General features: G+C 73.9%; 27 protein-coding genes. 10 read left to right on the top strand and 17 right to left on the bottom strand.

Annotation, left to right across the window (positions count from 1 at the left end):
* Positions 1–46 precede the first annotated feature (46 nt).
* On the top strand, positions 47–1,240 hold the full coding sequence (locus ACGFXC_RS22825; protein ID WP_393715511.1) for a PLP-dependent aminotransferase family protein: 1,194 nt from the start codon (positions 47–49) through the stop codon (positions 1,238–1,240).
* A gap of 171 nt (positions 1,241–1,411) precedes the next feature.
* Here the strand turns inward: ACGFXC_RS22825 and ACGFXC_RS22820 are convergent, their stop codons facing one another.
* On the bottom strand, positions 1,412–3,181 hold the full coding sequence (locus ACGFXC_RS22820) for an AMP-dependent synthetase/ligase (RefSeq protein ID WP_393715509.1): 1,770 nt from the start codon (positions 3,179–3,181) through the stop codon (positions 1,412–1,414).
* Between the two features lie 124 nt (positions 3,182–3,305).
* On the opposite strand from ACGFXC_RS22820, the gene ACGFXC_RS22815 reads away from it, so the two are divergent.
* Positions 3,306–4,316 (top strand): AraC family transcriptional regulator, encoded by a 1,011-nt coding sequence (locus ACGFXC_RS22815; protein WP_393715507.1) that lies wholly within the window; start codon positions 3,306–3,308, stop codon positions 4,314–4,316.
* 31 nt (positions 4,317–4,347) lie between these two features.
* On the opposite strand, the gene ACGFXC_RS22810 is transcribed toward ACGFXC_RS22815, so the two are convergent.
* The gene (locus ACGFXC_RS22810; RefSeq protein WP_393715505.1) at positions 4,348–5,379 is read right to left on the bottom strand and encodes a saccharopine dehydrogenase NADP-binding domain-containing protein; all 1,032 of its coding nucleotides are present in this window, start codon (positions 5,377–5,379) and stop codon (positions 4,348–4,350) included.
* A 107-nt stretch (positions 5,380–5,486) separates the two neighbouring features.
* Between ACGFXC_RS22810 and ACGFXC_RS22805 the strand changes: the two genes are divergently transcribed.
* Positions 5,487–6,434: a GlxA family transcriptional regulator gene (locus ACGFXC_RS22805; protein ID WP_393715503.1), complete on the top strand. Its 948-nt coding sequence runs from the start codon at positions 5,487–5,489 to the stop codon at positions 6,432–6,434.
* 169 nt (positions 6,435–6,603) lie between these two features.
* The gene (locus ACGFXC_RS22800) at positions 6,604–7,767 is read left to right on the top strand and encodes a lipase family protein (RefSeq protein WP_393715501.1); all 1,164 of its coding nucleotides are present in this window, start codon (positions 6,604–6,606) and stop codon (positions 7,765–7,767) included.
* A 36-nt stretch (positions 7,768–7,803) separates the two neighbouring features.
* Here ACGFXC_RS22800 and ACGFXC_RS22795 read toward each other — a convergent pair whose 3' ends face one another.
* Positions 7,804–9,414, bottom strand: a complete 1,611-nt coding sequence (locus ACGFXC_RS22795) for an alpha/beta hydrolase (protein WP_393715499.1) — start codon at positions 9,412–9,414, stop codon at positions 7,804–7,806.
* 116 nt (positions 9,415–9,530) lie between these two features.
* Complete coding sequence (locus ACGFXC_RS22790; protein WP_393715497.1) at positions 9,531–11,393, bottom strand: AMP-dependent synthetase/ligase; 1,863 nt, start codon at positions 11,391–11,393, stop codon at positions 9,531–9,533.
* Positions 11,394–11,660: 267 nt separating this feature from the next.
* Here ACGFXC_RS22790 and ACGFXC_RS22785 point away from each other — a divergent pair, with 267 nt between their 5' ends.
* The gene (locus tag ACGFXC_RS22785; RefSeq protein ID WP_393715495.1) at positions 11,661–12,428 is read left to right on the top strand and encodes a hypothetical protein; all 768 of its coding nucleotides are present in this window, start codon (positions 11,661–11,663) and stop codon (positions 12,426–12,428) included.
* Here ACGFXC_RS22785 and ACGFXC_RS22780 read toward each other — a convergent pair.
* Both ACGFXC_RS22780 and ACGFXC_RS22775 read right to left on the bottom strand, forming a co-directional pair.
* Positions 12,413–13,369 (bottom strand): DUF1648 domain-containing protein, encoded by a 957-nt coding sequence (locus ACGFXC_RS22780; RefSeq protein ID WP_393715493.1) that lies wholly within the window; start codon positions 13,367–13,369, stop codon positions 12,413–12,415. The two genes, ACGFXC_RS22785 and ACGFXC_RS22780, sit on opposite strands and share 16 nt — an antisense overlap.
* Positions 13,366–13,713: a GntR family transcriptional regulator gene (locus tag ACGFXC_RS22775; protein WP_393715491.1), complete on the bottom strand. Its 348-nt coding sequence runs from the start codon at positions 13,711–13,713 to the stop codon at positions 13,366–13,368. The genes ACGFXC_RS22780 and ACGFXC_RS22775 overlap by 4 nt, the downstream gene beginning before the upstream one ends.
* 97 nt (positions 13,714–13,810) lie before the next feature.
* Here ACGFXC_RS22775 and ACGFXC_RS22770 point away from each other — a divergent pair, with 97 nt between their 5' ends.
* A complete protein-coding gene (locus ACGFXC_RS22770; protein ID WP_393715489.1) occupies positions 13,811–14,185 on the top strand; it encodes a VOC family protein in 375 nt (124 codons plus the stop codon).
* Positions 14,186–14,218: 33 nt separating this feature from the next.
* On the opposite strand, the gene ACGFXC_RS22765 is transcribed toward ACGFXC_RS22770, so the two are convergent.
* Together ACGFXC_RS22765 and ACGFXC_RS22760 are read right to left on the bottom strand one after the other, a co-directional pair.
* Complete coding sequence (locus ACGFXC_RS22765) at positions 14,219–15,028, bottom strand: helix-turn-helix domain-containing protein (protein WP_393715487.1); 810 nt, start codon at positions 15,026–15,028, stop codon at positions 14,219–14,221.
* Between the two features lie 327 nt (positions 15,029–15,355).
* Positions 15,356–15,778 (bottom strand): ATP-binding protein, encoded by a 423-nt coding sequence (locus ACGFXC_RS22760; protein ID WP_393715485.1) that lies wholly within the window; start codon positions 15,776–15,778, stop codon positions 15,356–15,358.
* Between the two features lie 154 nt (positions 15,779–15,932).
* Between ACGFXC_RS22760 and ACGFXC_RS22755 the strand changes: the two genes are divergently transcribed.
* Positions 15,933–16,790, top strand: a complete 858-nt coding sequence (locus ACGFXC_RS22755) for a helix-turn-helix domain-containing protein (protein WP_393715483.1) — start codon at positions 15,933–15,935, stop codon at positions 16,788–16,790.
* A complete protein-coding gene (locus tag ACGFXC_RS22750; protein ID WP_393715481.1) occupies positions 16,787–16,978 on the top strand; it encodes a DUF397 domain-containing protein in 192 nt (63 codons plus the stop codon). Before ACGFXC_RS22755 ends, ACGFXC_RS22750 begins: the two co-directional genes overlap by 4 nt.
* A gap of 99 nt (positions 16,979–17,077) precedes the next feature.
* Here the strand turns inward: ACGFXC_RS22750 and ACGFXC_RS22745 are convergent, their stop codons facing one another.
* From ACGFXC_RS22745 to ACGFXC_RS22725, 5 genes are all read right to left on the bottom strand, one after another.
* On the bottom strand, positions 17,078–18,418 hold the full coding sequence (locus tag ACGFXC_RS22745) for a dicarboxylate/amino acid:cation symporter (protein ID WP_393715479.1): 1,341 nt from the start codon (positions 18,416–18,418) through the stop codon (positions 17,078–17,080).
* Positions 18,419–18,861: 443 nt separating this feature from the next.
* A complete protein-coding gene (locus ACGFXC_RS22740) occupies positions 18,862–19,170 on the bottom strand; it encodes a DUF4229 domain-containing protein (protein WP_393715478.1) in 309 nt (102 codons plus the stop codon).
* Between the two features lie 83 nt (positions 19,171–19,253).
* Entirely contained in the window at positions 19,254–19,778 is a 525-nt protein-coding gene (locus ACGFXC_RS22735; RefSeq protein ID WP_393715476.1) for a GNAT family N-acetyltransferase, read from the bottom strand.
* 107 nt (positions 19,779–19,885) lie between these two features.
* Positions 19,886–21,049 carry an aminofutalosine synthase MqnE gene (mqnE, locus tag ACGFXC_RS22730; protein WP_393715474.1) on the bottom strand — a complete coding sequence of 388 codons (1,164 nt, stop codon included), beginning with the start codon at positions 21,047–21,049 and terminating at the stop codon, positions 19,886–19,888.
* A gap of 55 nt (positions 21,050–21,104) precedes the next feature.
* Positions 21,105–21,560, bottom strand: coding sequence for an Lrp/AsnC family transcriptional regulator (locus tag ACGFXC_RS22725; RefSeq protein WP_351818016.1), 456 nt, complete (start codon positions 21,558–21,560; stop codon positions 21,105–21,107).
* 121 nt (positions 21,561–21,681) lie between these two features.
* Between ACGFXC_RS22725 and ACGFXC_RS22720 the strand changes: the two genes are divergently transcribed.
* Positions 21,682–21,816: a hypothetical protein gene (locus ACGFXC_RS22720; RefSeq protein WP_351818019.1), complete on the top strand. Its 135-nt coding sequence runs from the start codon at positions 21,682–21,684 to the stop codon at positions 21,814–21,816.
* Here the strand turns inward: ACGFXC_RS22720 and ACGFXC_RS22715 are convergent.
* Positions 21,813–22,496 (bottom strand): UbiX family flavin prenyltransferase, encoded by a 684-nt coding sequence (locus ACGFXC_RS22715; RefSeq protein WP_393715472.1) that lies wholly within the window; start codon positions 22,494–22,496, stop codon positions 21,813–21,815. The genes ACGFXC_RS22720 and ACGFXC_RS22715 overlap by 4 nt on opposite strands.
* A gap of 87 nt (positions 22,497–22,583) precedes the next feature.
* Here ACGFXC_RS22715 and ACGFXC_RS22710 point away from each other — a divergent pair, with 87 nt between their 5' ends.
* Positions 22,584–23,192 (top strand): rhomboid family intramembrane serine protease, encoded by a 609-nt coding sequence (locus ACGFXC_RS22710; protein ID WP_393715470.1) that lies wholly within the window; start codon positions 22,584–22,586, stop codon positions 23,190–23,192.
* Positions 23,193–23,233: 41 nt separating this feature from the next.
* On the opposite strand, the gene mqnP is transcribed toward ACGFXC_RS22710, so the two are convergent.
* Genes mqnP through ACGFXC_RS22695 form a run of 3 tightly spaced genes read right to left on the bottom strand, consistent with a single transcriptional unit; the run spans position 23,234 to position 26,093 of the window.
* Positions 23,234–24,157: a menaquinone biosynthesis prenyltransferase MqnP gene (gene mqnP, locus ACGFXC_RS22705; RefSeq protein WP_393715468.1), complete on the bottom strand. Its 924-nt coding sequence runs from the start codon at positions 24,155–24,157 to the stop codon at positions 23,234–23,236.
* Positions 24,154–24,639, bottom strand: a complete 486-nt coding sequence (locus ACGFXC_RS22700) for a hypothetical protein (protein WP_393715466.1) — start codon at positions 24,637–24,639, stop codon at positions 24,154–24,156. The genes mqnP and ACGFXC_RS22700 overlap by 4 nt, the downstream gene beginning before the upstream one ends.
* The gene (locus tag ACGFXC_RS22695; RefSeq protein WP_351818031.1) at positions 24,636–26,093 is read right to left on the bottom strand and encodes a menaquinone biosynthesis decarboxylase; all 1,458 of its coding nucleotides are present in this window, start codon (positions 26,091–26,093) and stop codon (positions 24,636–24,638) included. The genes ACGFXC_RS22700 and ACGFXC_RS22695 overlap by 4 nt, the downstream gene beginning before the upstream one ends.
* Positions 26,094–26,175: the final 82 nt, after the last annotated feature.

Here is a 26,175-nt window from a genome sequence, read left to right as displayed (position 1 = left end):
CTTTCGCCGCTAGGCTGCGCCGCACCCGTCTCCCGGAGGAGCCCCCGTGCCCATCGCCGACCCGCCGCCCCTCGCCGCCCGCGCGACCTCGGTGGGCGGCTCGCCCGTACGGGAGATCCTCGCGCTCACCGAACGCCCCGGGGTGATCTCCTTCGCCGGCGGCCTGCCCGCCCCCGAACTCTTCGACGCCCCCGGGCTGCGCGCCGCCTACGACGCCACCCTCGGCGGGCCCGGCGCCGCCCGCGCGCTCCAGTACTCCACCACCGAGGGCGTCCCCGAACTGCGCCGGGCGGTCGCCGCCCGGCTGAGCGCCCGCGGCCTGGCCACCACCGCGGACGACCTCCTCGTCACCACCGGCTCCCAGCAGGGCCTCGGCCTGCTCGCCACGGCGCTGCTGGAGCCCGGCGACACGGTGCTCGTCGAGAACCCCACCTACCTGGCGGCGCTCCAGTGCTTCGGGCTGGCCGGAGTCCGCGTCGTGCCCGTGCCCTGCGACGCAGAGGGGCTGCTGCCCGACGCCCTCGCCCGGATCACCGCCCGCGAGCGGCCGAAGCTGCTCTACACCGTCCCCACCTTCCAGAACCCGACCGGCCGCACCCTGCCCGCCGGGCGCCGGGCCGAAGTGGCCCGGACCGCGGCCCGGCTCGGTCTGTGGCTGGTCGAGGACGATCCGTACGGGGAACTCCGCTACGAGGGCACCGCCGCGCCCTGGATCGCCGCCCACCCGGGCGCCGAGGACCGCACCGCCCTGCTCGGCAGCCTCTCCAAGGTGATGGCCCCGGGGCTGCGCCTGGGCTGGCTGCGCGCCCCGGCGGCCCTGCGCCGGGCGGCGGTGGTCGCCAAGCAGGCGGCCGACCTGCACACCTCGACGGTGGACCAGCTGGCCGCCGCCCACTACCTCGGCGCCACCGGACTCGACGCGCACGTCGCCCGGGTCCGGGAGGCCTACCGGGAGCGCCGCGACGCCCTCCTGGCGGGGCTGGGCGGGGCGCTCCCGGCGGGCTCCGAGTGGAACCGTCCGGAGGGCGGCATGTTCGTGTGGGCGCGGCTTCCGGCGGGCCACGACGCCGCGGCGCTGCTGGGGCGGGCCGTCGCGCACGAGGTGGCGTACGTCCCGGGGGCCCCGTTCTTCGCCGAGTCCCCCGATTCCCGCACGCTGCGGCTCTCGTTCACCGCCCACACCCCGGCGGAGATCACCGAGGGCCTCGGCCGGCTGCGCCGCGCCCTGCAACACCCTTAGGGGCTGTCGTCGAAGTCGTGTCGTAGCCCGGAGGGCGGCCCCGCGGCGTCCGGTGCGTGCTCTCGGCGTGCCGGGCGGAAGCCCTCGTACCGGACGTACTCGGGATTTCGCCCGGTGCGGCGAGAGTGCGTGCCGGGCGTCGCGGGGCAGACACGACTTCGACGACAGCCCCTAGGGGCCGCCGTCCGCGTACAGGGCCTCGATCTCGGCGGCGTAGCGGTCGGCGACGGCGGCGCGGCGGAGCTTCAGGGTCGGGGTCAGGGTCCCGGCGGCGATGGAGAACTCCTCGTCCAGCACCCGGAACGCGCGGATCCGGGCCGGCCGGGAGACGGCCGCGTTGGCGGTGGCCACGGCCTCGGCGACCAGGGCCCGCACCGCCGGATGGGCACCGGGGGCGGTGCCGAGGTCGAGGGATTCCCGGGTCGCCCAGGCGGCGACCTCCGGCGCGTCCAGGGTGATCAGGGCCACCGGGTGGGGCCGCCGGTCGCCGATGAGGACCGCCCGCGAGACGTAGCGGGAGGCGGCCTGGACGGCGAACTCCACCTCGGTCGGGGTGATGTTCTTGCCGGCCGAGGTGATGATCAGCTCCTTCTTGCGGCCGGTGATGGACAGGAAGCCGTCGGCGTCGAGTGCGCCCAGGTCCCCGGTGTGCAGCCAGCCGTCGGGGTCGAGCACCCTTGCCGTCGCGGCCGGGTTCGCGTGGTAGCCGGGGAAGACCATCGGGCCCCGGGCCAGCACCTCCCCATCGGCGGCGATGCGCACCTCGCAGCCCGCGACGGGGCGGCCGACGGTGCCGGGGCGGTCGGCGCCGGGGTGGCCCATGCTGATCACCCCGCCGGACTCGGTCATGCCGTAGCCCTCGAAGAGCCGGATGCCGCAGGCGCGCAGGAAGTCCAGCGTGGCCGGGGCGATCGGGGCGCCGCCGGTCAGGGCCCACTTCAGGCGGCCTCCGAAGGCGGCGCGGACGGGACCGTAGAGGCTCTCCTCCGCCGCCTCGTACGCGGCCCGGTCCGCCTCCGGAAGGCGGCCCCGCGCCGCGAGCAGGCCCAGCCGTACGGCCTCCTCGAACCGCTCCGGTCCGCCGCCGGCCCCCTCGGCCAGGGCCTGCACCACGGCGTGCACCTTCTCGAACAGCCGCGGTACGGAGGGCAGGTGGGTGGGCCGGGCCTCGGCCAGCTCGCCGACCACGTCCTCGACGCGGCCGCCGAAGTAGCAGAGCTCCCCGCCCTCCAGAAGGGTGGTGAACTGGATGAGCTGCGCCAGCAGGTGCGCGAGCGGGAGGTACAGGTACGTGGAGTCGCCCGGGCCGCCCCGGACCAGCGGGAGCGTGGCGTCCTGGACGGCCCCGAAGTTGCCGTGGGTGAGCCGGCAGCCCTTGGGCGGGCCGGTGGTGCCGGAGGTGTAGACGAGGGAGGCGTCGTCGCCGGGGGCCACGGCGGCGGCCCGCTCGGCGAGTTCGGCGTCGAAAGCACCGTCCGGGGCGGCGGGCCGCGCGGCGGCCGGCGCCCCGGGCAGCGGCGCGTCCATGCGCAGGACCTGCCGCAGCGCGGGGAGTCCGGGGCGCAGCGCCTCGACGCGGGCCGCCTGGGCGGCGTCCTCGCAGACGGCCACCACCGCCCCGGAGTCCGACAGCACCCAGGCCAGCTCCCCCTCCCCCGCCGTCGGGTACACGGGCACGAGCACCGCGCCCACCGCGAGGATCCCGAAGTGGGTGTACGTCCACTCGGGCCGGGTCTCCGCGAGCACCGCGACCCGCTCCCCGGCCGCGACCCCCAGCCCGAGCAGCGTGCGGCCCACCTCCCGGACCGAACCGGCGAGTTCGGTGTAGGTCCGGGTCCGCCAGCCGCCGTCCGGCGTCCGGAAGCGGAGCGCGGGCGCGGGCCCGTACCTCTTCTCGGCCCACTGGGTGAACTCCGCCAGCGTGCCCGGCCGACCGTTCATCGCATGCCCTCCCGAGACAGGTGATCCCCGTCCCCCGACGCTAGGCACCCCTGCGGCCGCTCCGGCATGACCGGGGGCGTCAGCACCGCTGACCCCAGCGCTCATTGGGGCTACCGTCGAAGCCATGGGGAGGCGGACGATCACCGTGCACCACGTGCGCGCCGTGCTCGCGGGGGCGCGGCGCGGTGGCTTCGACCTGGTGCCCCTGCTCCAGGAGGCGCAGATCCCGCCGCTGCTGCTGGGCGACGACCGGGCCCGGATCACGCCCGCGCAGTTCGCGCGCCTGTTCCGGGCGCTGTACCGGACCACGCAGGACGAGTTCCTCGGGCTGTCGGCCGTGCCGAGCCGGCCGGGCACCTTCGCGATGATGGGCCACGCCTGCCTCGGCTGCCGTGACCTGGGGGCGGCGGTGCGGCGGGCCGCGGCCTTCTACGGGCTGTTCGCGGACGGTCCGGAGCTGGCGCTGGACGTCTGCGACGGCCGGGCGCGGTTCACGGTGCGCAACGCCTTCGACGGGGACGAGGAACGGTTCCTCAGCGAGTGCGTGCTGGCGATCTGGCACCGGCTGAGCAGCTGGCTGATCGGCAGCCGCATCCCGCTGCTCCAGGCCTCCTTCGCGTATCCCCCGCCGCCGCACGCCGACGAGTACGCCACCCTGTTCGCCTGCCCCGTCCGGTTCGGTGCGGAGCTGACGGGCGCGGCCTTCGACGCGCACTGGCTGGCCGCCCCGCTGGTGCGCGACGAGGCGGAGCTCGACGCGATGCTCCGCCGGGCCCCCTTCGACCTGCTCTCGCGGCCCGAGTACGGCACGACCGTCGCACAGCAGGTCCGCCGGAGCCTGACGCAGCGGCTGCGGGAGTCGCCGAGGCTGCCGGAGCTGGGCGAGGTCGCGGCCCGGCTGGCGGTGTCCCCGGCGACGCTGCGGCGCCGGCTGCGCGAGGAGGGCACCTCCTTCCAGCAGCTGAAGGACCACGTACGGCGGGACGCGGCCATCGCGGGGCTGGCGGAGAGCGGGGAGCCGATCGCCGAACTGGCCGCCCGGCTCGGTTTCTCGGAGGACACCGCCTTCCACCGCGCGTTCCGCCGCTGGACGGGCACCACCCCGGGCGCGTACCGGATCGCCTCGGGCGGCTGACACCGGGCGGCGGGGACGGCCGGGGCGGCGCTCAGGCCGGGAGGTCGACCGTCACGTGCGGGGCCAGCGCCCGCAGGAACTCCGCCGCGCCGAACATCGCACCGGCCGAGGCCACGCCCGTGGTCCGGGTCCGCCCGGCCAGGACCCGCTGGACGGCCTCCACCACCAGCGGTGCGGTGACCGCGTAGATGTCCTGCCCGCGCGCCGTGGCCCGGCGCTCTACGCCGCCCGCGCGGACGCGGACGTCGACGACGAAGGTCTGGGCCGAACGGCCGAGGCCGTCGACCGCCTCCGGCGCCGGGGTGTCCGCCCCCGCCAGGTCCCGGGCCGCCTCGACGGCCATGTGGGTGCGGACTTCGGGCACGGCGAGGTGGCTGGGGACGGTGACGACGTCGGCCATCGTGAACTCCGCGACCACCGCCCGCCGCCCCAGCGGCTCCGGGAAGTCCCACTGCGCCTGGCGCACCGCGTCGTCGTGGTAGCGCAGCGCCCCGTCGGCGTACCGCACGCGGCGGCCCCCGCGCCGCTCGTGCGAGACCCGCCCGGCCGCGCGGGTGCCCTCCGTGGGGTGCCAGTCGCTCAGGCCGTAGGCGACGTCGACGGTGTCCGCCGCCGTCCAGTCCCCCATCGCGGCCGTCACCAGCAGGTCGCCCAGGCCCCCGTAGAAGGCCATCGCCGGGACCACGGGCACCCCCGCCGCCCGGGCCGCCTGCGCGTGGTCGGCGAACATCGCGGCGTTCGCCTCGATCTCCGCCGCGACGTCGAGGTACGGGATCCCCGCCCGCAGGGCCGCTTCGACGAGCGGGCCCGCCGTCACCGCGAAGGGGCCCGCGCAGTTGATGACGGCCGCCGCTCCGGCGAGGGCCCGGTCCAGCGCGTCCGGGTCGTCGACGGCGGCCGGCCGTACGGCCACCCCGGGCCACTCGGCCGCCAGCGCCGCCAGCCGCTCCGCGTCCCGGCCGGAGGCGACGGCCGTCAGACCGCGCCCGCGGAGCTCGGCCAGGACGAACCGCCCGGTGTGTCCCGTCGCCCCGTACACCACGACTGCCGCCCGCTCGTTCATCGTTGCCCCGTCCCGCCGTTCTCGTCCGTCCCTGTCGCCCCTACTCTCGCCCCCGGCCGCACCCGGACGTGAGGGTCCGGAACGACGACACCCGTACAGTTCCGGACATGCCCACGATCGCCCTGCCCGCCGTCGGGAACCTGCTGCACTTCGAACTGGCGGTGGCCCACGAGATCTTCGGCAACCCCCCGCGCGAGGCCACGGACGGCTGGTACGACGTACGGCTCTACGGGCCCGGCCCGGTGCGCGTCGGGCCGTTCACGGTCGAGCCCGAGCACGGGCTGGAGCGGCTGGCCGAGGCCGGCACGGTGATCGTGCCCGCGTGCGCGGACGTGGACGTTGCGCCGCCGCCCGAGCTGGTCGACGCCGTACGGGCGGCGCACGCGGCCGGGGCCCGGGTCGCCTCCCTGTGCACGGGGGCGTTCGTGCTCGGCGCCGCGGGCCTGCTGGACGGGCGGCGGGCCACCACCCACTGGGCGCACACCGCGGAACTGGCCGCGCGCCATCCGCGGGCACTGGTCGACCCGGACGTGCTGTACACCGACAACGGCAGCGTGCTCACGGCCGCGGGCAAGGCGGCCGCGGTGGACCTGTGCCTGCACCTGATCCACCTCGACCACGGCGCCGCCGTCGCCAACGCGGTCGCCCGCCGGCTGGTCATGCCGCTGCACCGGCCGGGCGGCCAGGCGCAGTTCGTCGCCACGCCGGTGCGGACCTCGGGCGACCACGGGCTGGCCCGGCTGCTCGCCTGGGCCGGGCAGCGCCTGGACCGGCCGCTGACGGTGACCGACCTGGCCCGCGAGGCCCGCACCAGCCCCCGCCACCTCGGGCGGCAGTTCCGGGCGGCGGTCGGACAGACCCCGCTCCAGTGGCTGCTGACGCAACGCGTGCGCCGTGCGCAGGAGTTGCTGGAGTCCACCGACGAGAGCGTGGAGGCGGTCGCCCGCGCCACCGGCATGGGCACCGCCACGACGCTGCGGCGCCAGTTCAAGCGGACCGTCGGGGTGTCCCCGAGCGCCTACCGGCGCTCCTTCCGCGCCGAGTTCCCGGCCTGAACCTCCCCCGGCCCGGCGGCGGGCGGACGGCCGGTCGGTCGGCGGCGCGTCAGGGGGCGGATGGGTGGCCGGGTCAGGAAAGGTGAGCTGCCCGGTCAGCCACATTCCGACTGGTCGGTCACTACCTTCGCTTCACCCACCCCCACACGGACCCTCGGGAGAGCCGCCCATGCGCATCCGAAGCACCGGCACCGCCCTGGCCGCCGTGGCCGCCCTGGCCGTCACGGCCTGGATCCCCGCGAGCGCCGCCCGGGCCGCCGACGGACCGGCCGCCGCCCGCCCCGGCGACGTCGTCGCCAGCGCCCCCTCCGCCTTCCACCCGCTGCCCGGCCAGCCCACCGGCACCAAGGCCTGGAAGGTGCACTACCGCTCGACCACCGCCGACGGCGCGCCGAACGTCGTCTCGGGCACCGTCATCGTCCCGCAGGACGGCCGCACCGGCCCGCGCCCGCTGATCACGTACGCCGTCGGCACCGTCGGCATGGGCGACTCCTGCGCCCCGAGCAACAACTTCCCGTACGGCACCGCCATGGAGGCCAACCTGATCCAGCAGTACACGCTGCGCGGCTGGGCCGTGGTCGTCACGGACTACGAGGGGCTCGGCACCCCGGGCGTCCACACGTACACCGTCGGCCCCTCGGCGGGCCACGCCGTGCTCGACGCCGCCCGGGCCGCGATCCGGCTGCCCGAGGCGGGGCTGGGCCCGGACACCCCGGTCGGGATCATGGGCTACTCGCAGGGCGGGCAGGCCAGCAGCTGGGCGGCCGAGCTGCAGGGCTCCTACGCCCCGGAGCTGAAGGTGAAGGGCACGGCGACCGGCGGGGTCCCGGCGGACCTGTTGAAGGTGGCCGCCTTCAACAACGGCTCGTACGGCTCCGGGCTCATCTTCATGGCGGCGGCCGGGCAGGACGCGGCCTACCCGGAGCTGCGGCTCGACTCCTACCTGAACCCGGCGGGCAAGGCCCTCGTCGCCGGGATGAAGGAGAACTGCGTGGCCATCGACGCCATCGCGGGCTCCTTCAAGCGGATCTCCGACCTGACCACGCGCGACCCGCTGGCGCAGCCGGACTGGCAGGACCGGCTGAACCGCAGCCGGCTCGGCGGGACGGCCCCGGCCGCGCCGGTGTACCAGTACCACGCCCTCGGCGACGAGCTCATCCCGTACGCGGTGGGGCGGCAGTTGCGCTCCGAGTGGTGCGCGAAGGGCGCGGACGTGCAGTGGGACACCATCTGGGTGGGTGAGCACGTCAGCGGGGTCATCACGCACTCCCTGGAGGTCGGGAACTGGATGGCGGACCGCTTCGCGGGGCGTCCCTCGCACCCGAACTGCTAGCCCCTCCCGCGCCCCCTCCCCCGCCCCGCCGGGCCGTCAGTGCCCGGCGGGGCAGGTGCGCGCGCCGGGGGCCGGCAGCCGGCCGCCGGTGAGGAAGCCGTCCACGGCGGCGCGCACGCAGGCGGAGGCCGCGTATCCGGTGTGCCCGTCGCCCTGGTGGTCCAGGACCACGGCGGCGCCCAGCCGGCGGGCCGTCTCCCGGGTCCACTCGTACGGGGTCGCCGGGTCGCCGCGGGTGCCGACGAGCAGCACGGGCGGGGCGCCCGGGTGGTCGATGCGGCGGATGAAGCCGGTGCCCGCGGGGCGTCCGTAGCAGGACAGTACGGTCCCCAGCCGGCCCGGGCCGAAGATCTTCGAGGCCCTGCGGAACCGCGGTTCCAGTTCCTTGAGTTCCCGGGCGACCGCCGCCGGGCCCGCCTGGTCGTAGCCGCGGTCGGGGTCGTCGGCGCAGTTCACGGCGGTGAGGGCGGCCTCGGGGTTGTCGGCGGGGATCCGGGCGGGCCCGGCGCCGGCTTGCGTTCGCGGTTCCGGGGCGGCGGCGGTGGGGCCGCCGAGCTGCATCAGCCCGGTGGGGTCGTGGCGCTGCTCGACGAGGGCGAGGGCGTCGGCGAGGGCGGGCCAGCCGGCCGGCGCGTACAGGGCGGTGGCGAGTGCGGCGACGACGTCCTGGCCGGTGAACCAGGAGCCGTCGTCCCCGACGAGCGGTTCCCGGTCGAGCCGCTCGACGAGCCCCTCGACCGCCTTCCCGGCGGCGCGCGGGTCCGTGCCGTAGACGCAGCCGGCCGGGCCGGGGCGGCGCGCGCACCAGGAGAGGAAGTCGTCCAGGGCGCGCTGGCGGCCGCGCGCGGAGACCAGGGCCTGTTCGGCGAGGGGTTCGGTGAGGGTGTCGACGCCGTCGAGGGCCATCCTGCCGGTGCGCCCCGGGAAGAGGGCGGCGTAGACGGCGCCGAGCCGGGTGCCGTAGGAGAAGCCCAGGTAGTTGAGCTTCTCGTCGCCGAGCGCGCCGCGGATGACGTCGAGGTCGCGGGCGACGTTGACCGTGCCGACGTACGGCAGGACGGGCCCGGAGTGCAGGGCGCAGCCCCGGGCGACGGCGCGCAGCGCGGCCAGCTGGGAGGCGGCGTCGGCCGGGACCAGGTCACCGACCTGCTGGGAGCCGCCGCAGGAGACGGGGGCGCTGAGGCCGACGCCACGGGGGTCGAAGGAGACGAGGTCGTAGCGCTCGCCGAGCTTCGCGAAGGTCGCGGCGTCGGCGGCCAGGGCGGTGGTGCCGCGGCCGCCGGGGCCGCCGAAGTTCAGCAGCAGGGAGCCCAGGGGCCGCCGGCCGGGGGCGGACGCGGGTACCCGGGCGAGCGCCACCCGGATGGTCCCCTTGGCGGGGTCGTCGTGGTCGAGGGGGACGGTCACCGTCGCGCACCGCATCCGCTCGGGCACGGGCCGGTCGGGGCACGCGCCCCACCGGACGGTCCCGGCGGGCGCGGCGGCCGGGCCGGGGGCGGGGGCCGTGGCGGGGGCGGCCCCGAGCCCGGCGGCCAGTACGGCCGCGCAGGCCGCGGCGGCGCTGCGGGCCCGGCGCCCGCGCCCGCCGGTACGGGAGCCGCGGAGGACGGCGCCGCGGGTACGGGTACGGCCTCGGGAACGGTGCACGCCACCCTCCTCAGGTGACCCCCCGGACCGATCGGCCCAGCCCACGATAAGCGCCCCCCACCGCGGCCGCCCGCCGGGCGGCGGGGCCCGCGTCGGTGGTCGCGTCCGTGGTCGCGTCAGTGGTCGCGGCGGCGGTAGAGCTCCTCGATCTCCCGCTCGTGGTCCCGGGCGACGGCGCCCCTGCGCAGCTTCATCGACGGCGTCAGGTGCCCGCGCCCCTCCGTGAACTCCCCCGGCAGCACGGCGAAGCGGCGGATCGACTCCGCGCGCGAGACCAGCGCGTTCGCCTCGTCGACGGCCCGCTGGAGCTCCGCCAGCAGCGCCTCGTCGGTGATCAGCTCGCGGATCGGGACGCCCTGGCGCTTGTTCATCTGCCGCCAGTGGGACAGCCCGTCCGGCTCCAGGGTGATCAGGGCGGTGACGTACGGCCGGTTGTCGCCGACCACCATGCACTGGCCGACCAGGGGGTGGGCGCGCAGCCAGTCCTCCAGGGGCGCGGGGGCGACGTTCTTGCCGCCGGAGGTGATGATCATGTCCTTCTTGCGGCCGGTGATGGTGAGGTAGCCGTCGGCGTCGAGCTCGCCGATGTCCCCGGTGGGCAGCCAGCCGCCGGGCTGCTGCGCGGCGACGTTCCAGTAGCCCGCGAAGACGTGCGCCCCGCGCAGCAGCACCTCCCCGTCGTCGGCGATGCGCACCGCCGTTCCGGGCAGCGGCCAGCCGACCGTGCCGAGGCGGGGCCGCAGGGGCGGGGTGACGGTCGAGGCGGCGGTCGTCTCGGTGAGCCCGTAGCCCTCGAACACCTCGATCCCGGCGCCCGTGTAGAAGGCGGCGAGGCGCCGCCCGAGCGGCGAGCCCCCGCTCAGCACGTACCGCACGCGCCCGCCCAGGGCCGCCCGGATCCGCCGGTAGACGAGCGGGTCGTACAGGGCGTGCGCGGCCCGTAGCCCGATCGACGGCCGCCGGCCGCGGCTGCGCTCCTCGCCGACGCTCTGGGCGATGCGGGCGGCGCGGTCGAAGGAGGCGGCCCGTCCCATGCTCTCGGCGGTGGCGCGGGCGGTGTTGTGGACCTTCTCCAGGACGTAGGGGATGGCCAGCAGGAAGGTCGGCCGGAAGCCGGCGAGGTCGGCGAGCAGGTCCTCGGTGGCGATGCTCGGCGCGTGGCCCAGCTTGACGCGGGCGCGCATGCAGCCGACGGCGACCATGCGCCCGAAGACGTGGGACAGGGGCAGGAAGAGCAGGGTGGAGGCCGGGTCGTCGGTGGCCGACCTGAACACCGGGTGGAGCAGCTCCACCGCGTTGTCGACCTCGGCGTAGAAGTTCCCGTGGGTCAGCACGCACCCCTTGGGCTGCCCGGTGGTGCCGGAGGTGTAGACGAGCGTGGCGACGGACTGCGGCGTACGGGTGGATCTGCGCGCGTGCACGATCGCGTCGGGCAGGTGCTCACCGGCCTTGACGAGCCGGGCGACGGCGCCCGTGTCGAACTCCCACAGGTGCGCGAGCCCGGGCAGGTTGCCGCGCTCGGCGCTGATCAGGCGGGCCTGCACGGTGTCCTCGACGGCGCAGGCCACGGCCCCGGAGTCGTGCAGGATCCAGCGCGCCTGGTGGGCGGAGGAGGTGGGGTAGACCGGTACGGTGACCAGCCCGGCGGCCCAGCCCGCGAAGTCCAGCAGCGTCCACTCGTAGGTGGTCCGGGCCATGATGGCCAGCCGGTCGCCCTCCTGGAGCCCTTCGGCGATGAGCCCCTTGGCGACGGCGAGCACCTCGTGGGCGAACTCGGCGGCGGTGACGTCCCGCCAGCCGCCGTCACGCTCCTTGCGGGCGAGCACGGGCTCGTGCGGGGCCTGGCGGGCGTTCTCGAAGGGGAGGTCCCCGAGCGAGCCGCTCACCGGTGTCCGGGCGAGGGCGGGCACCGACACCTCGCGCACCACCCCGGCGACGGTCGTCTTGAGGGGCTCGACCAGCTTGGGCTCGGCTTCCACGGCTTTCTCCTCGGTCGGGATGGAGTTACCGCCGGTAATTTACGCACGGGTAACCCACTCCGACCAGCCCCCGGACCGCTTCTTCACCCACCTCCCACCCCCCGCCCACACACCCCCGGCACCCGCGGCCCCGCTCTCCGGGCCGCCGGGTAACCGCCCCGCAACAACGCCCCGGAATGCCTGCGCCCGCCACCGGCAGCCGGGCACAATCCCCCCGGGGGTCCGTCCGGCGGCTTCCGCACACCCGTCCACCGTGAGGAGCGTCCGGTGTCGTCGCAGCAGGAAATACAGTTACCGCTCACTCCGCAGCAGGCCGCCGAGGGCACCATCGTCACCGTCCCCCTGCCCAACGGCACGGCCCGCCTGCGCATCCCGCCCTCCCGGGACGGCGACCTCGTCCGGGCCCGCTTCGGGGACAACGAGGTCCTGCTCCGCGTCCGCGTCAGCGCGCCGGGAGCGGCGCCGGGAGCGGCGCCGGGAGCGGTTCCGGGAGCGGTTCCGGGAGCGGCGCCGAAGAAGTCCGGCCCCCTGGGCTGCCTGCTGGCCCTGGGCGCGGCGGCGGCCGTGATCATCGCGGTGGTCGTGGCGAGCAACGGCGACGACGACTCCCGCACCACGGCCTCGGCGAGCCCGACGTACTCCAGCCCGGCCACGACCCCGTACCAAACCCCCACCTACACCTACGAGCCGACCACCCGGGCGACCCTCCCGGCCCTCCCCACCCTCCCGGCCCTCCCGGATCCCACCCCCACGAGCGCCGCCCCGACCCCCTTCGACAAGGGCACCTGCCTCAACGGCCGACTGCCGGACTCCGAGACGGCCCAGCGCGTCGACAACGTGGACGAGGTCTCCTGTTCGGCCTCCGACGCGCACTACAAGGTGATCGAGAGGTTCCCCTTCTCCTCCGACATGGAGCAGTGCAAGAGCAACCCGGACACCGAGTACGCCTTCTCGTACCGCTACACCCTGGGCAGCAGCGTCATCAACCAGTACGTGTACTGCCTGATCGGCCTCGGCTCCTACTCCCGCTCCTGACCGGACGCCCCACGGGTGGCCAGGGTGTTCAGGAGGGCCGCGCCGCGGGCGGCGTCGGGGACGGAGACGGCGAAGTCGCGGCCCTTCGCGCGGATGACCAGGCATTCGCCGCCGCGGAGCATCACCGTCGTGCCCAGGCCGTTGATGCGGTAGCCCCAGCCGCCCGCCTCCAGGGGGGTGCGGTGTTCGGTGCGGGCCGACTCGATGGCCCGCGCGGGCCAGCGGCGCACCGGCAGCCCCAGCGGGCCCAGGGCCACCTCCAGGCCCCGTACCGTCACCCGCGCCCGGACCGAGGAGCAGCCCAGCAGCGCCAGGGAGGCGAGGCCGGCCGGCAGCGCCACCCACCAGGCCGCGCCCGTCAGGCCGGCCAGCACCGCCAGTCCCGCCCCCACCGCCACCAGCCCGAAGACGGCGCCGGACAGCCTGAGCCACGGGTTGCTCTCACGCGAGAGCCACACGAGCCGTTCGCCGTCCGGGATCCGCAGCACGGGCCCCTCGGGGACCGGCTCCGCGGCGTCCCGGCGGCCCGCCAGCACACTGCCGAGCGCGATCAGTACGGCCACCACCGCGACCGCCACGGCCCACCCCGTCACCGAACCGGCCTGCCGCCAGTCCGCCCGGTCGAGGTTGGCCCGTACGATCGCCGCCTGCCCTCCGGCCAGCCCGATCCCGGCGCCGGCCAGCGTCCCCGCGACCCAGGTGCCCGGCCCCGCGAGCCGCCGCCCGAGGACGACGCCCCCGACCACCAGCAGCCACACCCCCGCCGGGACGACGACCGCCGCCCACAGCGGCAGCGACCCGTCCGGGGCGCCGGAGCCCCCCGACCAGTGCGTGGCCAGCCGCTCCGGCAGCCTCCCGCTCGCCGCCCACGGCAGCACCACCAGCAGCACCAGGATCCCGGCCGTCCAGCCGGCCACGCCCCACCCCGTACGGTCCCTCACGGCAACTCCCTGATCATCTCGATGAGATCGGCCTTGCTGTAGCCGAGCCGCGCCCCGTCCGCCACCAGGGCGCGTACCCGTTCCAGCAGCCCGGACCGCCCGTCCGCCGCCTCGGCGACGGTCACCCCGCGGCCCCGCCGGAACTCCAGCAGCCCTTCGTCGCGCAGCGCCCGCAGGGCGCGCAGCACGGTGTTGGCGTTGACCCCCAATGCCCCCGCGAGGTCCCGCGCGGGCGGGATCCGGTCGCCGGGCGCGCATTCGCCCTCGGCGATGGCGCGCCGGAGCGCGCCCGCCACCTGCTCGTGGAGCGGACTCTGGTCCGCGGTGTTCAGCTTCAGCAACATGATGCTAGTGAAACTAGCATCATGCGCAGCACCTGGCCAGAGCCCGCCGCCCGGAACCCGGTGGACAACTCCCTTGCGGGCGGCCGATAGTGCCGCCATGACCTCTCTCGTACGGCACGTGACCTTCGACTGTTCCGACGCCTACGCCCTGGCCGGGTTCTGGGCCGCGGCCCTGGACGGGACCGTCGCCGACGACGACTTCCCGGGCGACCCGGAGGCCCTGGTGACCTCGGCCGGCGCGGCCCTCCTGTTCGTCACGGTCCCCGACGCGAAGGCGGCCAAGAACCGCGTGCACCTGGACCTCCAGCCGCAGGACCGCACCCGCGACGAGGAGGTCGAACGCCTCCTCGGGCTCGGCGCCACCGTCCTCGGCGACCACCGCAGGCCCGACGGCGCCGGCTGGGTGACGATGGCCGACCCCGAGGGCAACGAGTTCTGCGTCGAGCGCAGCGCGGCCGAGCGGAAGGCCTGAACGGCCACTGCGGGCGGCTCCCCGCGCGGGCCGCTACGCCGCGTTCGCGGCCGTCGACCCGCCGGGCGGCGGGCAGTCGCGGCAGCGGCCGGGGGCGGGTGCGCGGAAGGCGCGTTCGCAGCCGTCGCAGGTGTGGAACGGATCGGGCCGCCGGGCCTGCGGCGCGGGGGCCGCGGGCGCGGGCATCCGCGGCGGGATCCCGGCCCGCAGCCGGTACCCGATCACCGCGGCCGGGCTGCGCAGGTCCGCGGGCAGGTTCCCGGTGAGGGCGCGCCGCACCGCTTCCGGATCGGCGCCCCGGTCCAGCCAGGCGGACACCCCGGGCGCGAGGCGCCGCACGTCGCGTTCCGCGAGCAGCAGCCGGGGGTCGTCGGCGCGCAGCCGGGCGAGGAGGTCGGCGGCGTCCTGCCGGGCGGGGGCCGGGTCCGGCGGCGGCGGAGCGGGTACGGGGCGCGGCGCCGCGACCGGCGCGGGCACCGGCTCCCGCCCGGACACCGGGACCGGCTCCGGTACGGGCGCGCGGCCCGGCGGCGGCGGATCCGGCGGACCGGGGCACTCGCCGGGCGTCCGGGGCCGGTTGTAGGACACGGTCCGGGTCACCAGCCGCCCTTCCCCGGTCCGCACCCGGCTGCGCTCCAGGTAGCCGTGCGCCTCCAGCTCCCGCAGGGCGGAGGCGATCCGGACCTCCCCCTCGGGGAACCGCTCGGCGAGCACCTTGACGCCGACCTTGGAACCGGCGGGCAGCGACTGGATGTGCAGCGCGAGGCCGATGGCGACCAGCGACAACACCCGGTGCTGGGCGAGGTGGTTGCCCACCACGGTGTAGTGATCGGTGTGCGGCACGTTGACGTGGACGACACCGGATGGGGCGGTTCCGGCGCGATGCCGGGACGCGGCGCGCGAGCGCGCGCTAGGGTGCTCAAGAGCCATTGGGAAGCTGTTCTCTTCCTGTTTGGTCAGGCCCTCGCCCGGGATGCCAGTCCCGGCGGGGGCCGTCTCAGTTCTGATGTTGTGGGGCGAGCATATGCCCGCCAACCCGCCGGAAATCCAGCCGAGTTGGCACAGTTCACCCGTGTGAGTGAGCGGGGAGCCGGAGGGGTGGGTGGGTGGGATTTACCCCGGTACTTGAGTAGGTAGACGTCGGGGAACGCCGGGTCCCGTCCCCCCGCGTCACGGCTCCCGCCCCGCACCGGGCAGGTCCAGCTCCGCCCACACGGTCTTGCGGGGCGCCACCCCCTCCTCGGTCCCCCACCGGTCGGCGACGGCCGCCACCAGCGCCAGCCCCCGCCCGCCCTCCGAGCCGGGTTCCGCGTCGCGGGGGCACGGGATCCGGTCGCGGCGGGCGTCGGCGACCTCGATCCGCAGCACCCGCCCGGCCAGCTCCAGCACCACCTGGAAGCCCCGCCCGGGAATCCGGCCGTGGGTCACCGCGTTGGCCGCGAGCTCCCCCACGACCAGCCCGGCCCGCTCACCGTCGAGCCCCCAGGCGAGCACCTGCCCGACGGCGAGCCGCCGCGCCTGACGGGCTCCCAGGGGCGTGGCGGGCAGGAGGACGGCGAACCGGGTCGCGGAGCAAGCGATATGAGTATTCACGTCACTCAGCGTGGGCGGCCGTGCGTACGGTGTGAAGCGCAAGCGCCCTCGCGTCGGGAGTCTGTCCCGTGCTTGTCCGGCGCCGTCCCGGCTGTCCGCGAAGGCCCGCGGGGAGGGGCGTTGAGGAATTCGGCACGTCCTGAGGAGGGCCCGCATGAGCGTGGACGGTGACGGCACGGAAGACGCCGGCTGGGAGGTCGACCCCGAGGACGAGCAGGGCGCGGCGGTGCTCGCCGCGCTCGGCCGCCAGCTGAGGGCGTGGCGCGAGGAGGCGGGCATGCGGGCCGCCGACTTCGGCGTGGCGATCGGGTACGGGGAGGACCTGGTCCGCAAGGTCGAGTCGGGCAAGCGGATCCCGCGCCCGGAGTACCTGGACAGGACGGACGAGGCCCTGAACGCGGGCGGCAAGATCTCCGCGATGAAGGCGGACACGGAACAGGTCCGCTACCCGAAGCAGGTACGGGACCTCGCGAAATTGGAGCAGAAGACCGTCGAGCTGTCGGCGTACCGCAACCACAACATCCACGGCCTGTTGCAGACGGAGGGCTACGCGCGTGCGCTCTTCGAGATGTGGCAGCCTCCGCAGACCGCACAGGAGGTGGAACGCGGGCTGGCCGCCCGCACCGCTCGCCGATCGATCTTCGAGCGGAGTCCCGCGCCCACCCTCTGCTTCGTCCAGGAAGAGGTGACCCTGAGGCGACGCATCGGAGGGACAATGGTGATGCGAACGCAACTCGCTCACCTTCTGGAGGTGGCCGAAATGCGCCAGGTGACACTCCAGATCATGCCCACCGACCTCGAAGAGCACGCAGGGATGGGCGGGTTGATGCAGATCCTCAAGTTCGCCGACGGGTCGGCGGTTGCGCGCTCCGAAGGCGCCTTCGGCGGCCGCCCCGTCTCCGATCCCAGGCGGCTCAGGATCCTGGAGCATCGCCATGCCATGATCCGATCCCAGGCTCTCACTCCACGGGAGTCCGTAGCATTCATCGAGCAAGTGCTGGGAGAGACATGACCGAGACGCCCAAGCTGGCTTGGTTCAAGAGCAGTTACAGCGACAGCGGGGACATCAACGACTGCGTCGAGGTGGCGCAGGGCCCGGCCGTGATCCGTGTCCGGGACTCCAAGGACACGTCCCTCCCCCACCTCGCCTTCACCCCGACCGCCTGGGCGGGCTTCGTTTCGGACGCCTCCGGGCGCTGACGCGCGGGGGCCGCACCGTCCCGGGTACCCGCCGCACACGCGCCGCAGCCCCCGCCCGGACGGGGGCGGGGGCTGCGGCGCGTACGGTGCCTCGGTGCGTCAGGCGGCGACGGGGACCTTCGCCGGCTCCGCGGCGGCCGGCTCGGCGGCCGGGCCGTCGAGCGGGGAGGACGAGGCGGTGGCGTACGCCTCCTTGTTCAGGATCCCCTCGCGGGCGGAGACGAGGACCGGGACGACGGCCTGGCCGGCCACGTTGGTGGCGGTGCGCATCATGTCCAGGATCGGGTCGATCGCCATCAGCAGGCCGACGCCGGCCAGCGGCAGGCCCAGCGTGGAGAGGGTCAGGGTGAGCATCACGGTCGCGCCGGTCAGACCGGCCGTGGCGGCCGAGCCGACGACCGAGACGAACGCGATGAGCAGGTACTCCTTGATGCCCAGCTGCACGTCGAAGATGTTCGCGATGAAGATCGCGGCGAGCGCCGGGTAGATGGCGGCGCAGCCGTCCATCTTGGTGGTGGCGCCGAACGGGACGGCGAAGGAGGCGTACTCCTTCGGGACGCCGAGGCGCTCGGTGACCTTCTGGGTGACCGGCATGGTGCCGACCGAGGAGCGGGAGACGAAGGCCAGCTGGATCGCGGGCCAGGCGCCCTTGAAGAACTGGACCGGGTTGACCTTGGCGACCGTCGCGAGCAGCAGCGGGTACACGCCGAACATCACGAGCGCGCAGCCGATGTAGACGTCGGCGGTGAAGGTGGCGTACTTGCCGATCAGGTCCCAGCCGTAGCTGGCGATGGCGGTGCCGATCAGGCCGACGGTGCCGATGGGCGCGAGGCGGATGACCCACCACAGGGCCTTCTGGAGGAGTTCCAGCACCGACTCGGCGAGGTTCAGGACGGGCTGGGCCTTGGATCCGAGCTGGAGGGCGGCGATGCCCGCGACGGCGGCGAGGAAGACGATCTGCAGGACGTTCAGCTCGGTGAACGGCGTGATGATGTCCTTCGGCACGATGCCGGTCAGGAAGTCGATCCAGGAGCCGTGCCGCTTGGGCTCCTTGCCGTCGGCCGGGGTGAGGCCGGTGCCCGCGCCCGGGTCGGTCAGCAGGCCGATGGCGAGGCCGATGGCCACCGCGATCAGCGAGGTGATCATGAACCAGAGCAGCGTGCGGGTGGCGAGCCGCGCGGCGTTGTTGACCTTGCGCAGGTTGGTGATGGACACCAGGATCGCGAAGAAGACCAGGGGCGCGACGGCCAGCTTCAGGAGCTGGATGAAGATGTCGCCGACCTGTTCGAGGGTGGTCTTGAGCCAGCTGACGTCCTGGCTGCGGGCGAGCCAGCCGAACAGGACGCCGAGCGCGAGGCCGGCGACTATCTGGGCCCAGAACGGGAACTTGAACGAGGCCTTGGCGGGAGCCTGGGCCTGGGGGGACGCGGACACGGACACTCTCCGGGGGACGCACGACGGCGGAAGGTTTCTGCAAGGGATGCGGTGCGGCGGCAGCCGGAAAAGGGGCCGGGCCGGCCGGGGACCGCTGCTGAAGCGGTCAGCTCAACAGCAACAGGCCGCGGACACGCGGCGGCAGAGGTCGACGTGCAGACGCGCCACGAGCGGGACGCTCGCGGTGATCTGGGGCACGGCTGGGGTCGACATGTTGAATACGCTAACACTTCCACTTTGAGAAACTCAAAGGCGTTCTTTGGGTCGAGGGGGTGCGGGGACGCCGCGCGGGCCGCACGGACGCCCCGGAACGCCGAAGCCCCGGCGTGGCGGGTGGTGTTCCCGGCGCCGGGGCGGTGCGTCGTGGGTGATGCGGGGTCAGCCGTGTGAGGAAGCTAACCGGAGGAAACGGCTCCGGCGGCCGAGCAGACCCGCGGGCGGGCCGGCGGTCAGCTCACGCGGGCGGCGTCGTCGGCCGCGTCCTCCTGGCTGCGGTTCTCGGCGAGCTTCTCCTTCGCGCCCGCGACGCGGCCGGAGATCTGCGCCGACATCTCGTCGCGCTGCTTGCGCAGCAGGATGAAGGAGAGCGGGGCGGAGAGCACCAGGGCCAGCAGGACGATCCAGGCGGGGTTGGCGTCGCCCAGCCCGGAGGGCACGGCCCCCAGCTTGACCAGGAGGGCCACCAGCACCAGGCATCCGACGAAGATGCCCAGGCGCATCGCGGTGTAGCGGATCGTCGCGCTCGGCTTGAGGGACACGGTGACCCCTTCTCTCTCGTCGTGTACGTCGGCACGTGCCCGTCCAGTGAAGCACGCCGGGCCCCCGCTCCGGCCCGCCGGGGTCAGTGCAGCGGCAGCAGCATCGTGATGTCGTCGCGGTCGTCGCCCGGGGCCACGCGGATGGCGTCGGGCACCCGGCCGACTTCCTTGTACCCGCACGCCGCGTAGAAGTGCTCCAGCCCGAGCCCGCCCCGGCAGCTGAGCCGGACGGCCTCGATGCCCTCCAGCGAGCGCGCCGCGTCGGCGAGGGCGGCCATCAGCTCCCGGCCGGCCCCCCGGCCCTGGAGGGCGGGGGCGACCATGACGGTGTAGGCCCAGACCCAGTGCCGCTGCAGCCGGTGGGTGTTGAGGGCGAGGAAGGCGACGGCGGCGACCTCGCCGCGCCCGCCCCGGCCGACCAGCAGCCGGTTGCGCCCCTCGGCCAGGGCGACCAGGTGCTTGACCAGCTCGGGCCGGACGTCGTCACGGGTGACGGGCGGCACGAAGCCGACCGCCCCGCCCGCGTTGGAGACCTCGGTCCACAGGTCCGCGATGCCGTCGCGCAGGGCGGGGTCGATCACCGGATCGAAGGTAAACGTAAGGGTCATTCCTGAATGTTATCTATTACCAGCACCCATGGCCACCGGTTGGGGCGACGAAAAACCCCGGTCCGCGGGGGACCGGGGTTCCGTCACGCTCGCCGCACGGGCGGGCGTCAGACGCGCATCGCCTGCGGCGACTCGCGCAGGCCCGCCTCGGGACCGGGGTACTCGCGGATGATCTCGTAGCGCGTGTTCCGCTCGACCGGGCGGAAGCCCGCCTCGCGGATCAGCTCCAGCAGGTCCTCGCGGCCCAGCTTGTTCGGCGTGCCGTAGTTGTCGGCGTCGTGCGTGATCTTGTACTCGACGACCGAGCCGTCCATGTCGTCCGCGCCGTGCTGGAGCGCGAGCTGGGCGGTCTGCACGCCGTGCATCACCCAGAAGACCTTGACGTGCGGGACGTTGTCGAAGAGCAGGCGCGAGACCGCGAAGGTCTTGAGGGCCTCCGCGCCGGTCGCCATCGTCGTGCGCGCCTGGAGCTTGTTGCGGACCTTGCCGTCCTGCATGTCCACGAAGTCGTGCTGGTAGCGCAGCGGGATGAAGACCTGGAAACCGCCGGTCTCGTCCTGGAGCTCGCGCAGCCGCAGGACGTGGTCCACGCGGTGGCGCGGCTCCTCGATGTGCCCGTAGAGCATCGTCGAGGGGGTCTTGAGGCCCTTCTCGTGCGCCAGGCGGTGGATGCGCGACCAGTCTTCCCAGTGCGTGCGGTGGTCCACGATGTGCTGGCGGACCTCCCAGTCGAAGATCTCCGCGCCGCCGCCGGTGAGGGACTCCAGACCGGCGTCGATCAGCTCGTCGAGGATCTCGGAGGCCGAGAGGCCGGAGATCGTCTCGAAGTGGTGGATCTCGGTGGCCGTGAACGCCTTCAGCGAGACGTTCGGCAGCGCCTCCTTGAGGGCGGACAGGGAGCGCGGGTAGTACCGCCACGGCAGGGTGGGGTGCAGCCCGTTGACGATGTGCAGCTCGGTGAGGTTCTCGTTCTCCATGGCCTTGGCCAGGCGGACGGCTTCCTCGATGCGCATCGTGTACGCGTCCTTCTCGCCCGGCTTGCGCTGGAACGAGCAGTACGCGCAGGAGGCGGTGCACACGTTCGTCATGTTGAGGTGGCGGTTGACGTTGAAGTGGACGACGTCGCCGTTCTTGCGCGTGCGCACCTCGTGGGCGAGCCCGCCCAGCCAGGCCAGGTCGTCCGACTCGTAGAGGGCGATGCCGTCCTCACGCGTCAGCCGCTCGCCGGAGCGGACCTTCTCCTCCAGCTCGCGCTTGAGCCCAGCGTCCATGCCGGTGTCTCCTCTATGTGTCCCGTCCTGCGTGCAACCGCCACCCACCGTACTCTCAGCCCTCCTCGGGCAGCTCCCCGACCCGGTTCTCCCACTTGGTGGAGAGCACGATCGTGGTGCGGGTGCGCGAGACGCCCTTGGTGCCGGAGAGCCTGCGGATGATCTTCTCCAGGCCGTCGACGTCGCTGGCGCGGACCTTCAGCATGAAGGAGTCGTCACCGGCGATGAACCAGCAGTCCTCGATCTCGGCCAGGTCCCGCAGCCGGCGCGCCACGTCCTCGTGGTCCGCCGCGTCGGAGAGGGAGATGCCGATCAGCGCGGTGACGCCGAGACCGAGCGAGGCCGAGTCCACGGTCGCCCGGTAGCCGGTGATCACGCCCGCCGTCTCCAGGCGGTTGATCCGGTCGGTGACGCTGGGGCCGGAGAGGCCCACGAGACGGCCCAGCTCCGCGTACGAGGCACGACCGTTCTCACGAAGTGCCTGGATGAGCTGCCTGTCCACCGTGTCCATTACGTGGAGCCTTCCATTATTCGGCGATCCTGCAAGTCTAGGTATAGAATCTAAGGCACACAGGGTCAACACCCTGTGAATCTTTCAACAGATCAATGACGATCTTCAGGAGTGGTTCACCGTGTACACGATCGAGATGGCCTACGCGCACATGCGACAGCTCCAGGAGCTGGCCAACCGATCCCGCACCGACCAGCCGTCCGCCGCGCACCGGGTCGACAAGACCCGCAAGCCGAGCGGCGCCAAGAAGCGCTAGTCACCGGACTGGCCACGGGGGCGGGCGCTGCCAAGCGCCCCCTCCCACCTGCGGTACAGCTCGTGCGGCACCCCTGCCGCGTCGAGCACCCGCCCCGCGACGAAATCAACCAGGTCCTGGATGTGCGTCGCACCCGCGTAGAACGCCGGAGAGGCGGGCAGCACGATCGCGCCCGCCTCGTCCAGCGCCACCAGATGCTTGAGCGTCTGCCCGTTCAGCGGGGTCTCCCGCACCGCGACCACCAGCCGGCGCCGCTCCTTGAGCGTCACGCTCGCGACGCGCTGGAGCAGGTCCTTCGACAGTCCCAGCGCCACGCCGGCCACGCACGCCGTCGAAGCCGGGACGATCAGCATCCCCTTCACGGGGTACGAGCCCGAGCTCGGACCGGCCGCCAGGTCGCCCGCCCCCCAGTACCGGACGTCGTCCAGAACCGGTGCCCCGAAGGTGCCCGGCTTCCCGTCGGCCCCCCGGCCCAGCCACTCGGCGAGGTCCTCCCGCCAGTGCGCGTCCCGGAAGGCGATCCCCGTCTCGTCCAGCAGGGTCAGCCGCGAGGCGCGGCTGACCACCAGGTCCACGCCCTCGCCCGCCGCCAGCAGTCCGCGGACCACCGCCGCCGCGTACGGCGTCCCGGAGGCCCCGGAAACCCCGACCACCCACGGGGTGCGCTTGCGCTCAGTCATACCTCCGAGACTATCCGGCCACGCAGCGTCGGCACTCGGTAAGGTGACCGCACGTCCCAGGGGGTGGGACGGAGCGAGGGGGCGGGCATGGATACGGCGCGCGGAAACACCGGGACGTGGACGGCGCGGGCCAGGAACGCCGCTCTGGTGGTGCTGGGCTGGGTGGCGCTGCTGTGGGTGCTGGAGGCGGTGGACACGGCCACCGGGCACGCCCTGGACGACTACGGGGTCGTCGGCCGCGACCCCGAGACGCTGCCGGGCGTCGTCACCGGGTCCTTCCTGCACTTCGGCTTCGACCACGTCGCCTCCAACAGCGTTCCGCTGCTGGTGCTGGGCTTCGTGATCGCGCTGTCCGGCATCCGGCACTTCCTCGCGGTGAGCGCGCTGGTCATCCTGGCCGACGGACTCGGCACCTGGCTGGTCTCCCCGTCCGACTCGATGACCCTGGGCGCCTCGGGCGTCGTGTACGGCTTCTTCGGCTACCTGCTCGTGCGGGGGTTCGTCGAACGCAAGGTGCTGGGCGTCCTGGTGGCCGTGGCCGTCGGCGCCTACTGGGGCGGAACGTTCCTGCTCGGTCTGCTGCCGCTGGACCCCACCATCAGCTGGCAGGGCCACCTGTGCGGCATGGTGGGCGGGGTGGCGACCGGCCTGCTGTTCCGCCGCCCGGACCACCGCCGCCCGGCGCTCGCCGCGTAGAGCGCCGGTGCCGGGGCGGTGCCGGGCTCGCAGCCGTCCCGTCAGGCCGTCAGGCCCCGCGTCACCAGGTCCAGCAGCGCGCACACGAACAGCGCGATGCCGATGAAGCCGTTCACCGTGAAGAAGGCCCGGTTCAGCCGGGACAGGTCGTGCGGCTTGACGATGGTGTGCTCGTAGAGGAAGGCCCCCACCACCACCAGCAGTCCGAACCAGAACAACGGGCCCGCGTCGGTGGCGACGGCGTACCAGGCCAGGAGCGCGGTGGTCACCACGTGCGCCCCGCGCGCGCCCCACAGGGCGGCCGGGATTCCGAAGCGCGCCGGGACCGAACGCACGCCCTCCGCGCGGTCGGCCGCCACGTCCTGGCAGCCGAAGATCAGGTCGAAGCCGCCGATCCACACGCCGACGGCCAGGCCCAGGATGACCGCGTCCCAGGACCACTCCCCGGTGACGGCCAGCCAGGCGCCGATGGGGCCCATCGCCTGGGCCAGGCCCAGGATGGCGTGCGGGAAGTCCGTGAACCGCTTGCCGTACGGGTAGACGACCATCGGCACGACGGCGATCGGCGCCAGCATCAGACAGAGCGGGTTGAGCAGGGCCGCCGAGCCGAGGAAGACCACGAGCGCGACCCCGGCCCCCGTCCACGCCGTCCGCACGGACACCGCGCCGGTGACCAGCTCGCGCCCGGCGGTGCGGGGGTTGCGGGAGTCGATCTCCCGGTCGATGATCCGGTTCGCGGCCATGGCGAAGGTCCGCAGGCCCACCATGCACACCGTGACGAGCAGCAGCGTGCCCCAGTGGACCGTCCCGTCCAGCCGGAACATGGCGGTGAGCGCGGCGATGTAGGCGAACGGCAGCGCGAAGACCGAGTGCTCGATCATCACGAGCCGCAGGAACGCCTTCACCTTGCCGCCGGTCTGCGGGGCCGGTCCGGATCCGAGGACTCCCTCGGCGGCCGATGTCATCCGAGGGACCTCCGGAACTGTTCGAGTTCGGCGCGCAGGTCCGTGACGGACTGCGGGCCGATCTCCACCTCCAGCAGGGGCGTTCCCTCGGAGGGCGGCGGGACGACGCCCGCCAGGAAGGCGAAGCCCTCGCCGGCCGGGCGGCCGTCCAGCCGCAGCACGTCGTGTGCGGCGACGGTCAGCACGAGCGAGAACTCGGCCTCCGGATCGCCGATGGCGGCGAGCAGCCGGTCGGCGAAGTCGGCGGCGTCGGCGGTGGAGAGGTCGTTCAGGGCGATCTCGCGGCCCTCTCCGTCGGTGCGGTCGGCGATCAGCTGCCACAGGTCCGAAGGTCCGGCGAACTCCTCGGGGGTGACTCCGGCACGCTCGGCGGCCTCGCGGACCGCCGGCTGGGCCGGGTCGATCTCGGGACGCACCAGCGCGACGCACGGGGTGTCGCTGCCGATGAAGAGGGCGGGACCGCCCACGGCGATGGGGCTCACAGGCCGTACTCCTTCCAGCGGCGGTCCACGAGGGCCGCCGTCGCGGGATCGGACTCCACCATGTCGGGCCAGCCGCCGTCGCGCGTGTAACCCTCCTCCGGCAGTTTCTTCGTGGCGTCGATGCCCGCCTTGCCGCCCCAGAACTGCTGGTACGAGGCGTGGTCCAGATGGTCCACCGGCCCCTCGACGACGGTGAGGTCGCGGGAGTAGTCGGTGTTGCCCAGGGCCCGCCAGGACACCTCGTGCAGGTCGTGGACGTCGCAGTCCTTGTCCACCACGATGATCAGCTTGGTCAGCGACATCATGTGGGCGCCCCAGATGGCGTGCATGACCTTCTGCGCGTGCTTGGGGTACTTCTTGTCGATCGAGACGATCGCGCAGTTGTGGAAGCCGCCCGATTCGGGCAGGTGGTAGTCCACGATGTCCGGGACGATGATCTTGAGCAGGGGCAGGAAGAAGCGTTCCGTCGCGCGGCCCAGCGGCCCGTCCTCGGTCGGCGGACGGCCGACGACGATGGACTGGAGCAGCGGGCGCTTGCGCATCGTCACGCAGTCGATCTTCAGCGCGGGGAAGGGCTCCTGCGGGGTGTAGAAGCCGGTGTGGTCGCCGAAGGGGCCTTCGGGAAGCATCTCGCCGGGCTCCAGCCAGCCCTCGATGACGACCTCGGCGTTGGCCGGGACCTGGAGCGGGACCGTCTTGCAGTCGACCATCTCGATGCGCTTGCCCGCGACGAACCCGGCGAAGAGGTACTCGTCGATGTCGCCCGGCAGCGGCGCCGTGGAGGCGTAGGTCACGGCGGGCGGGCAGCCGAAGGCGATCGCGACCGGCAGCCGCTCGCCGCGCGCGGCGGCGACCGCGTAGTGGTTGCGGCTGTCCTTGTGGATCTGCCAGTGCATGCCGATCGTGCGCTTGTCGTGGCGCTGGAGGCGGTAGAGGCCGAGGTTGCGCACGCCCGTCTCGGGGTGCTTGGTGTGCGTGAGGCCCAGGTTGAAGAAGTCGCCGCCGTCCTTGGGCCAGGTGAAGAGGGCCGGCAGCTGGTCCAGGTCCACGTCGTCGCCGGTGAGGACGACCTCCTGGACGGGCGCGGACTCGCCCTTCACCTTCTTCGGCGGCACGTGCACCATCGAGCCGAGCTTGCCGAAGGCCTCGCGGACGCCGATGAAGCCCTGGGGCAGCTCCGGCTTCAGCAGCCCGCCGATCTTCTCGCTGATCTCGGCGTAGGACTTCAGGCCGAGGGCCTTCAGGAGGCGGCGGTCGGTCCCGAAGACGTTCATGGCCAGCGGCATCGCCGCGCCCCTGACGTTCTCGAAGAGCAGGGCCGGGCCGCCGGCCTTGTTCACTCTGTCGACGATCTCCCCGATCTCCAGGTACGGGTCGACTTCGGCCTTGATGCGCTTGAGGTCGCCCTCCCGCTCCAGAGCCCGGAGCAGCGAGCGGAGATCGTCGTAAGCCATGGGGCCCAGTATCCGTCACCAACTACCCTGGGGACGTCACCGGGGCCCCGCGCGGGCCCGCCGCCACTGCCTGGGAGTCGGT

It is taken from the genome of Streptomyces sp. NPDC048507 (assembly GCF_043199995.1).
Classification (GTDB): domain Bacteria; phylum Actinomycetota; class Actinomycetes; order Streptomycetales; family Streptomycetaceae; genus Streptomyces.
The sequence above is the reverse complement of the archived record's forward strand: the minus strand, read 5'-3'. Positions and strand labels throughout refer to the sequence as shown.

Bases quoted from the DNA above. Each gene is read 5' to 3' on its own strand.
- ACGFXC_RS22805 (WP_393715503.1), top strand. From the start codon at position 5,487: ATGCCCACGATCGCCCTGCCCGCCGTCGGGAACCTGCTGCACTTCGAA.
- ACGFXC_RS22725 (WP_351818016.1), bottom strand. From the start codon at position 21,560: ATGGACACGGTGGACAGGCAGCTCATCCAGGCACTTCGTGAGAACGGT.
- ACGFXC_RS22810 (WP_393715505.1), bottom strand. From the start codon at position 5,379: ATGAACGAGCGGGCGGCAGTCGTGGTGTACGGGGCGACGGGACACACC.
- mqnP (WP_393715468.1), bottom strand. From the start codon at position 24,157: ATGACATCGGCCGCCGAGGGAGTCCTCGGATCCGGACCGGCCCCGCAG.
- ACGFXC_RS22800 (WP_393715501.1), top strand. From the start codon at position 6,604: ATGCGCATCCGAAGCACCGGCACCGCCCTGGCCGCCGTGGCCGCCCTG.
- ACGFXC_RS22750 (WP_393715481.1), top strand. From the start codon at position 16,787: ATGACCGAGACGCCCAAGCTGGCTTGGTTCAAGAGCAGTTACAGCGAC.
- ACGFXC_RS22695 (WP_351818031.1), bottom strand. From the start codon at position 26,093: ATGGCTTACGACGATCTCCGCTCGCTGCTCCGGGCTCTGGAGCGGGAG.
- mqnE (WP_393715474.1), bottom strand. From the start codon at position 21,049: ATGGACGCTGGGCTCAAGCGCGAGCTGGAGGAGAAGGTCCGCTCCGGC.
- ACGFXC_RS22755 (WP_393715483.1), top strand. From the start codon at position 15,933: ATGAGCGTGGACGGTGACGGCACGGAAGACGCCGGCTGGGAGGTCGAC.
- ACGFXC_RS22735 (WP_393715476.1), bottom strand. From the start codon at position 19,778: ATGACCCTTACGTTTACCTTCGATCCGGTGATCGACCCCGCCCTGCGC.
- ACGFXC_RS22815 (WP_393715507.1), top strand. From the start codon at position 3,306: ATGGGGAGGCGGACGATCACCGTGCACCACGTGCGCGCCGTGCTCGCG.
- ACGFXC_RS22710 (WP_393715470.1), top strand. From the start codon at position 22,584: ATGGATACGGCGCGCGGAAACACCGGGACGTGGACGGCGCGGGCCAGG.
- ACGFXC_RS22770 (WP_393715489.1), top strand. From the start codon at position 13,811: ATGACCTCTCTCGTACGGCACGTGACCTTCGACTGTTCCGACGCCTAC.
- ACGFXC_RS22820 (WP_393715509.1), bottom strand. From the start codon at position 3,181: ATGAACGGTCGGCCGGGCACGCTGGCGGAGTTCACCCAGTGGGCCGAG.
- ACGFXC_RS22775 (WP_393715491.1), bottom strand. From the start codon at position 13,713: ATGTTGCTGAAGCTGAACACCGCGGACCAGAGTCCGCTCCACGAGCAG.
- ACGFXC_RS22715 (WP_393715472.1), bottom strand. From the start codon at position 22,496: ATGACTGAGCGCAAGCGCACCCCGTGGGTGGTCGGGGTTTCCGGGGCC.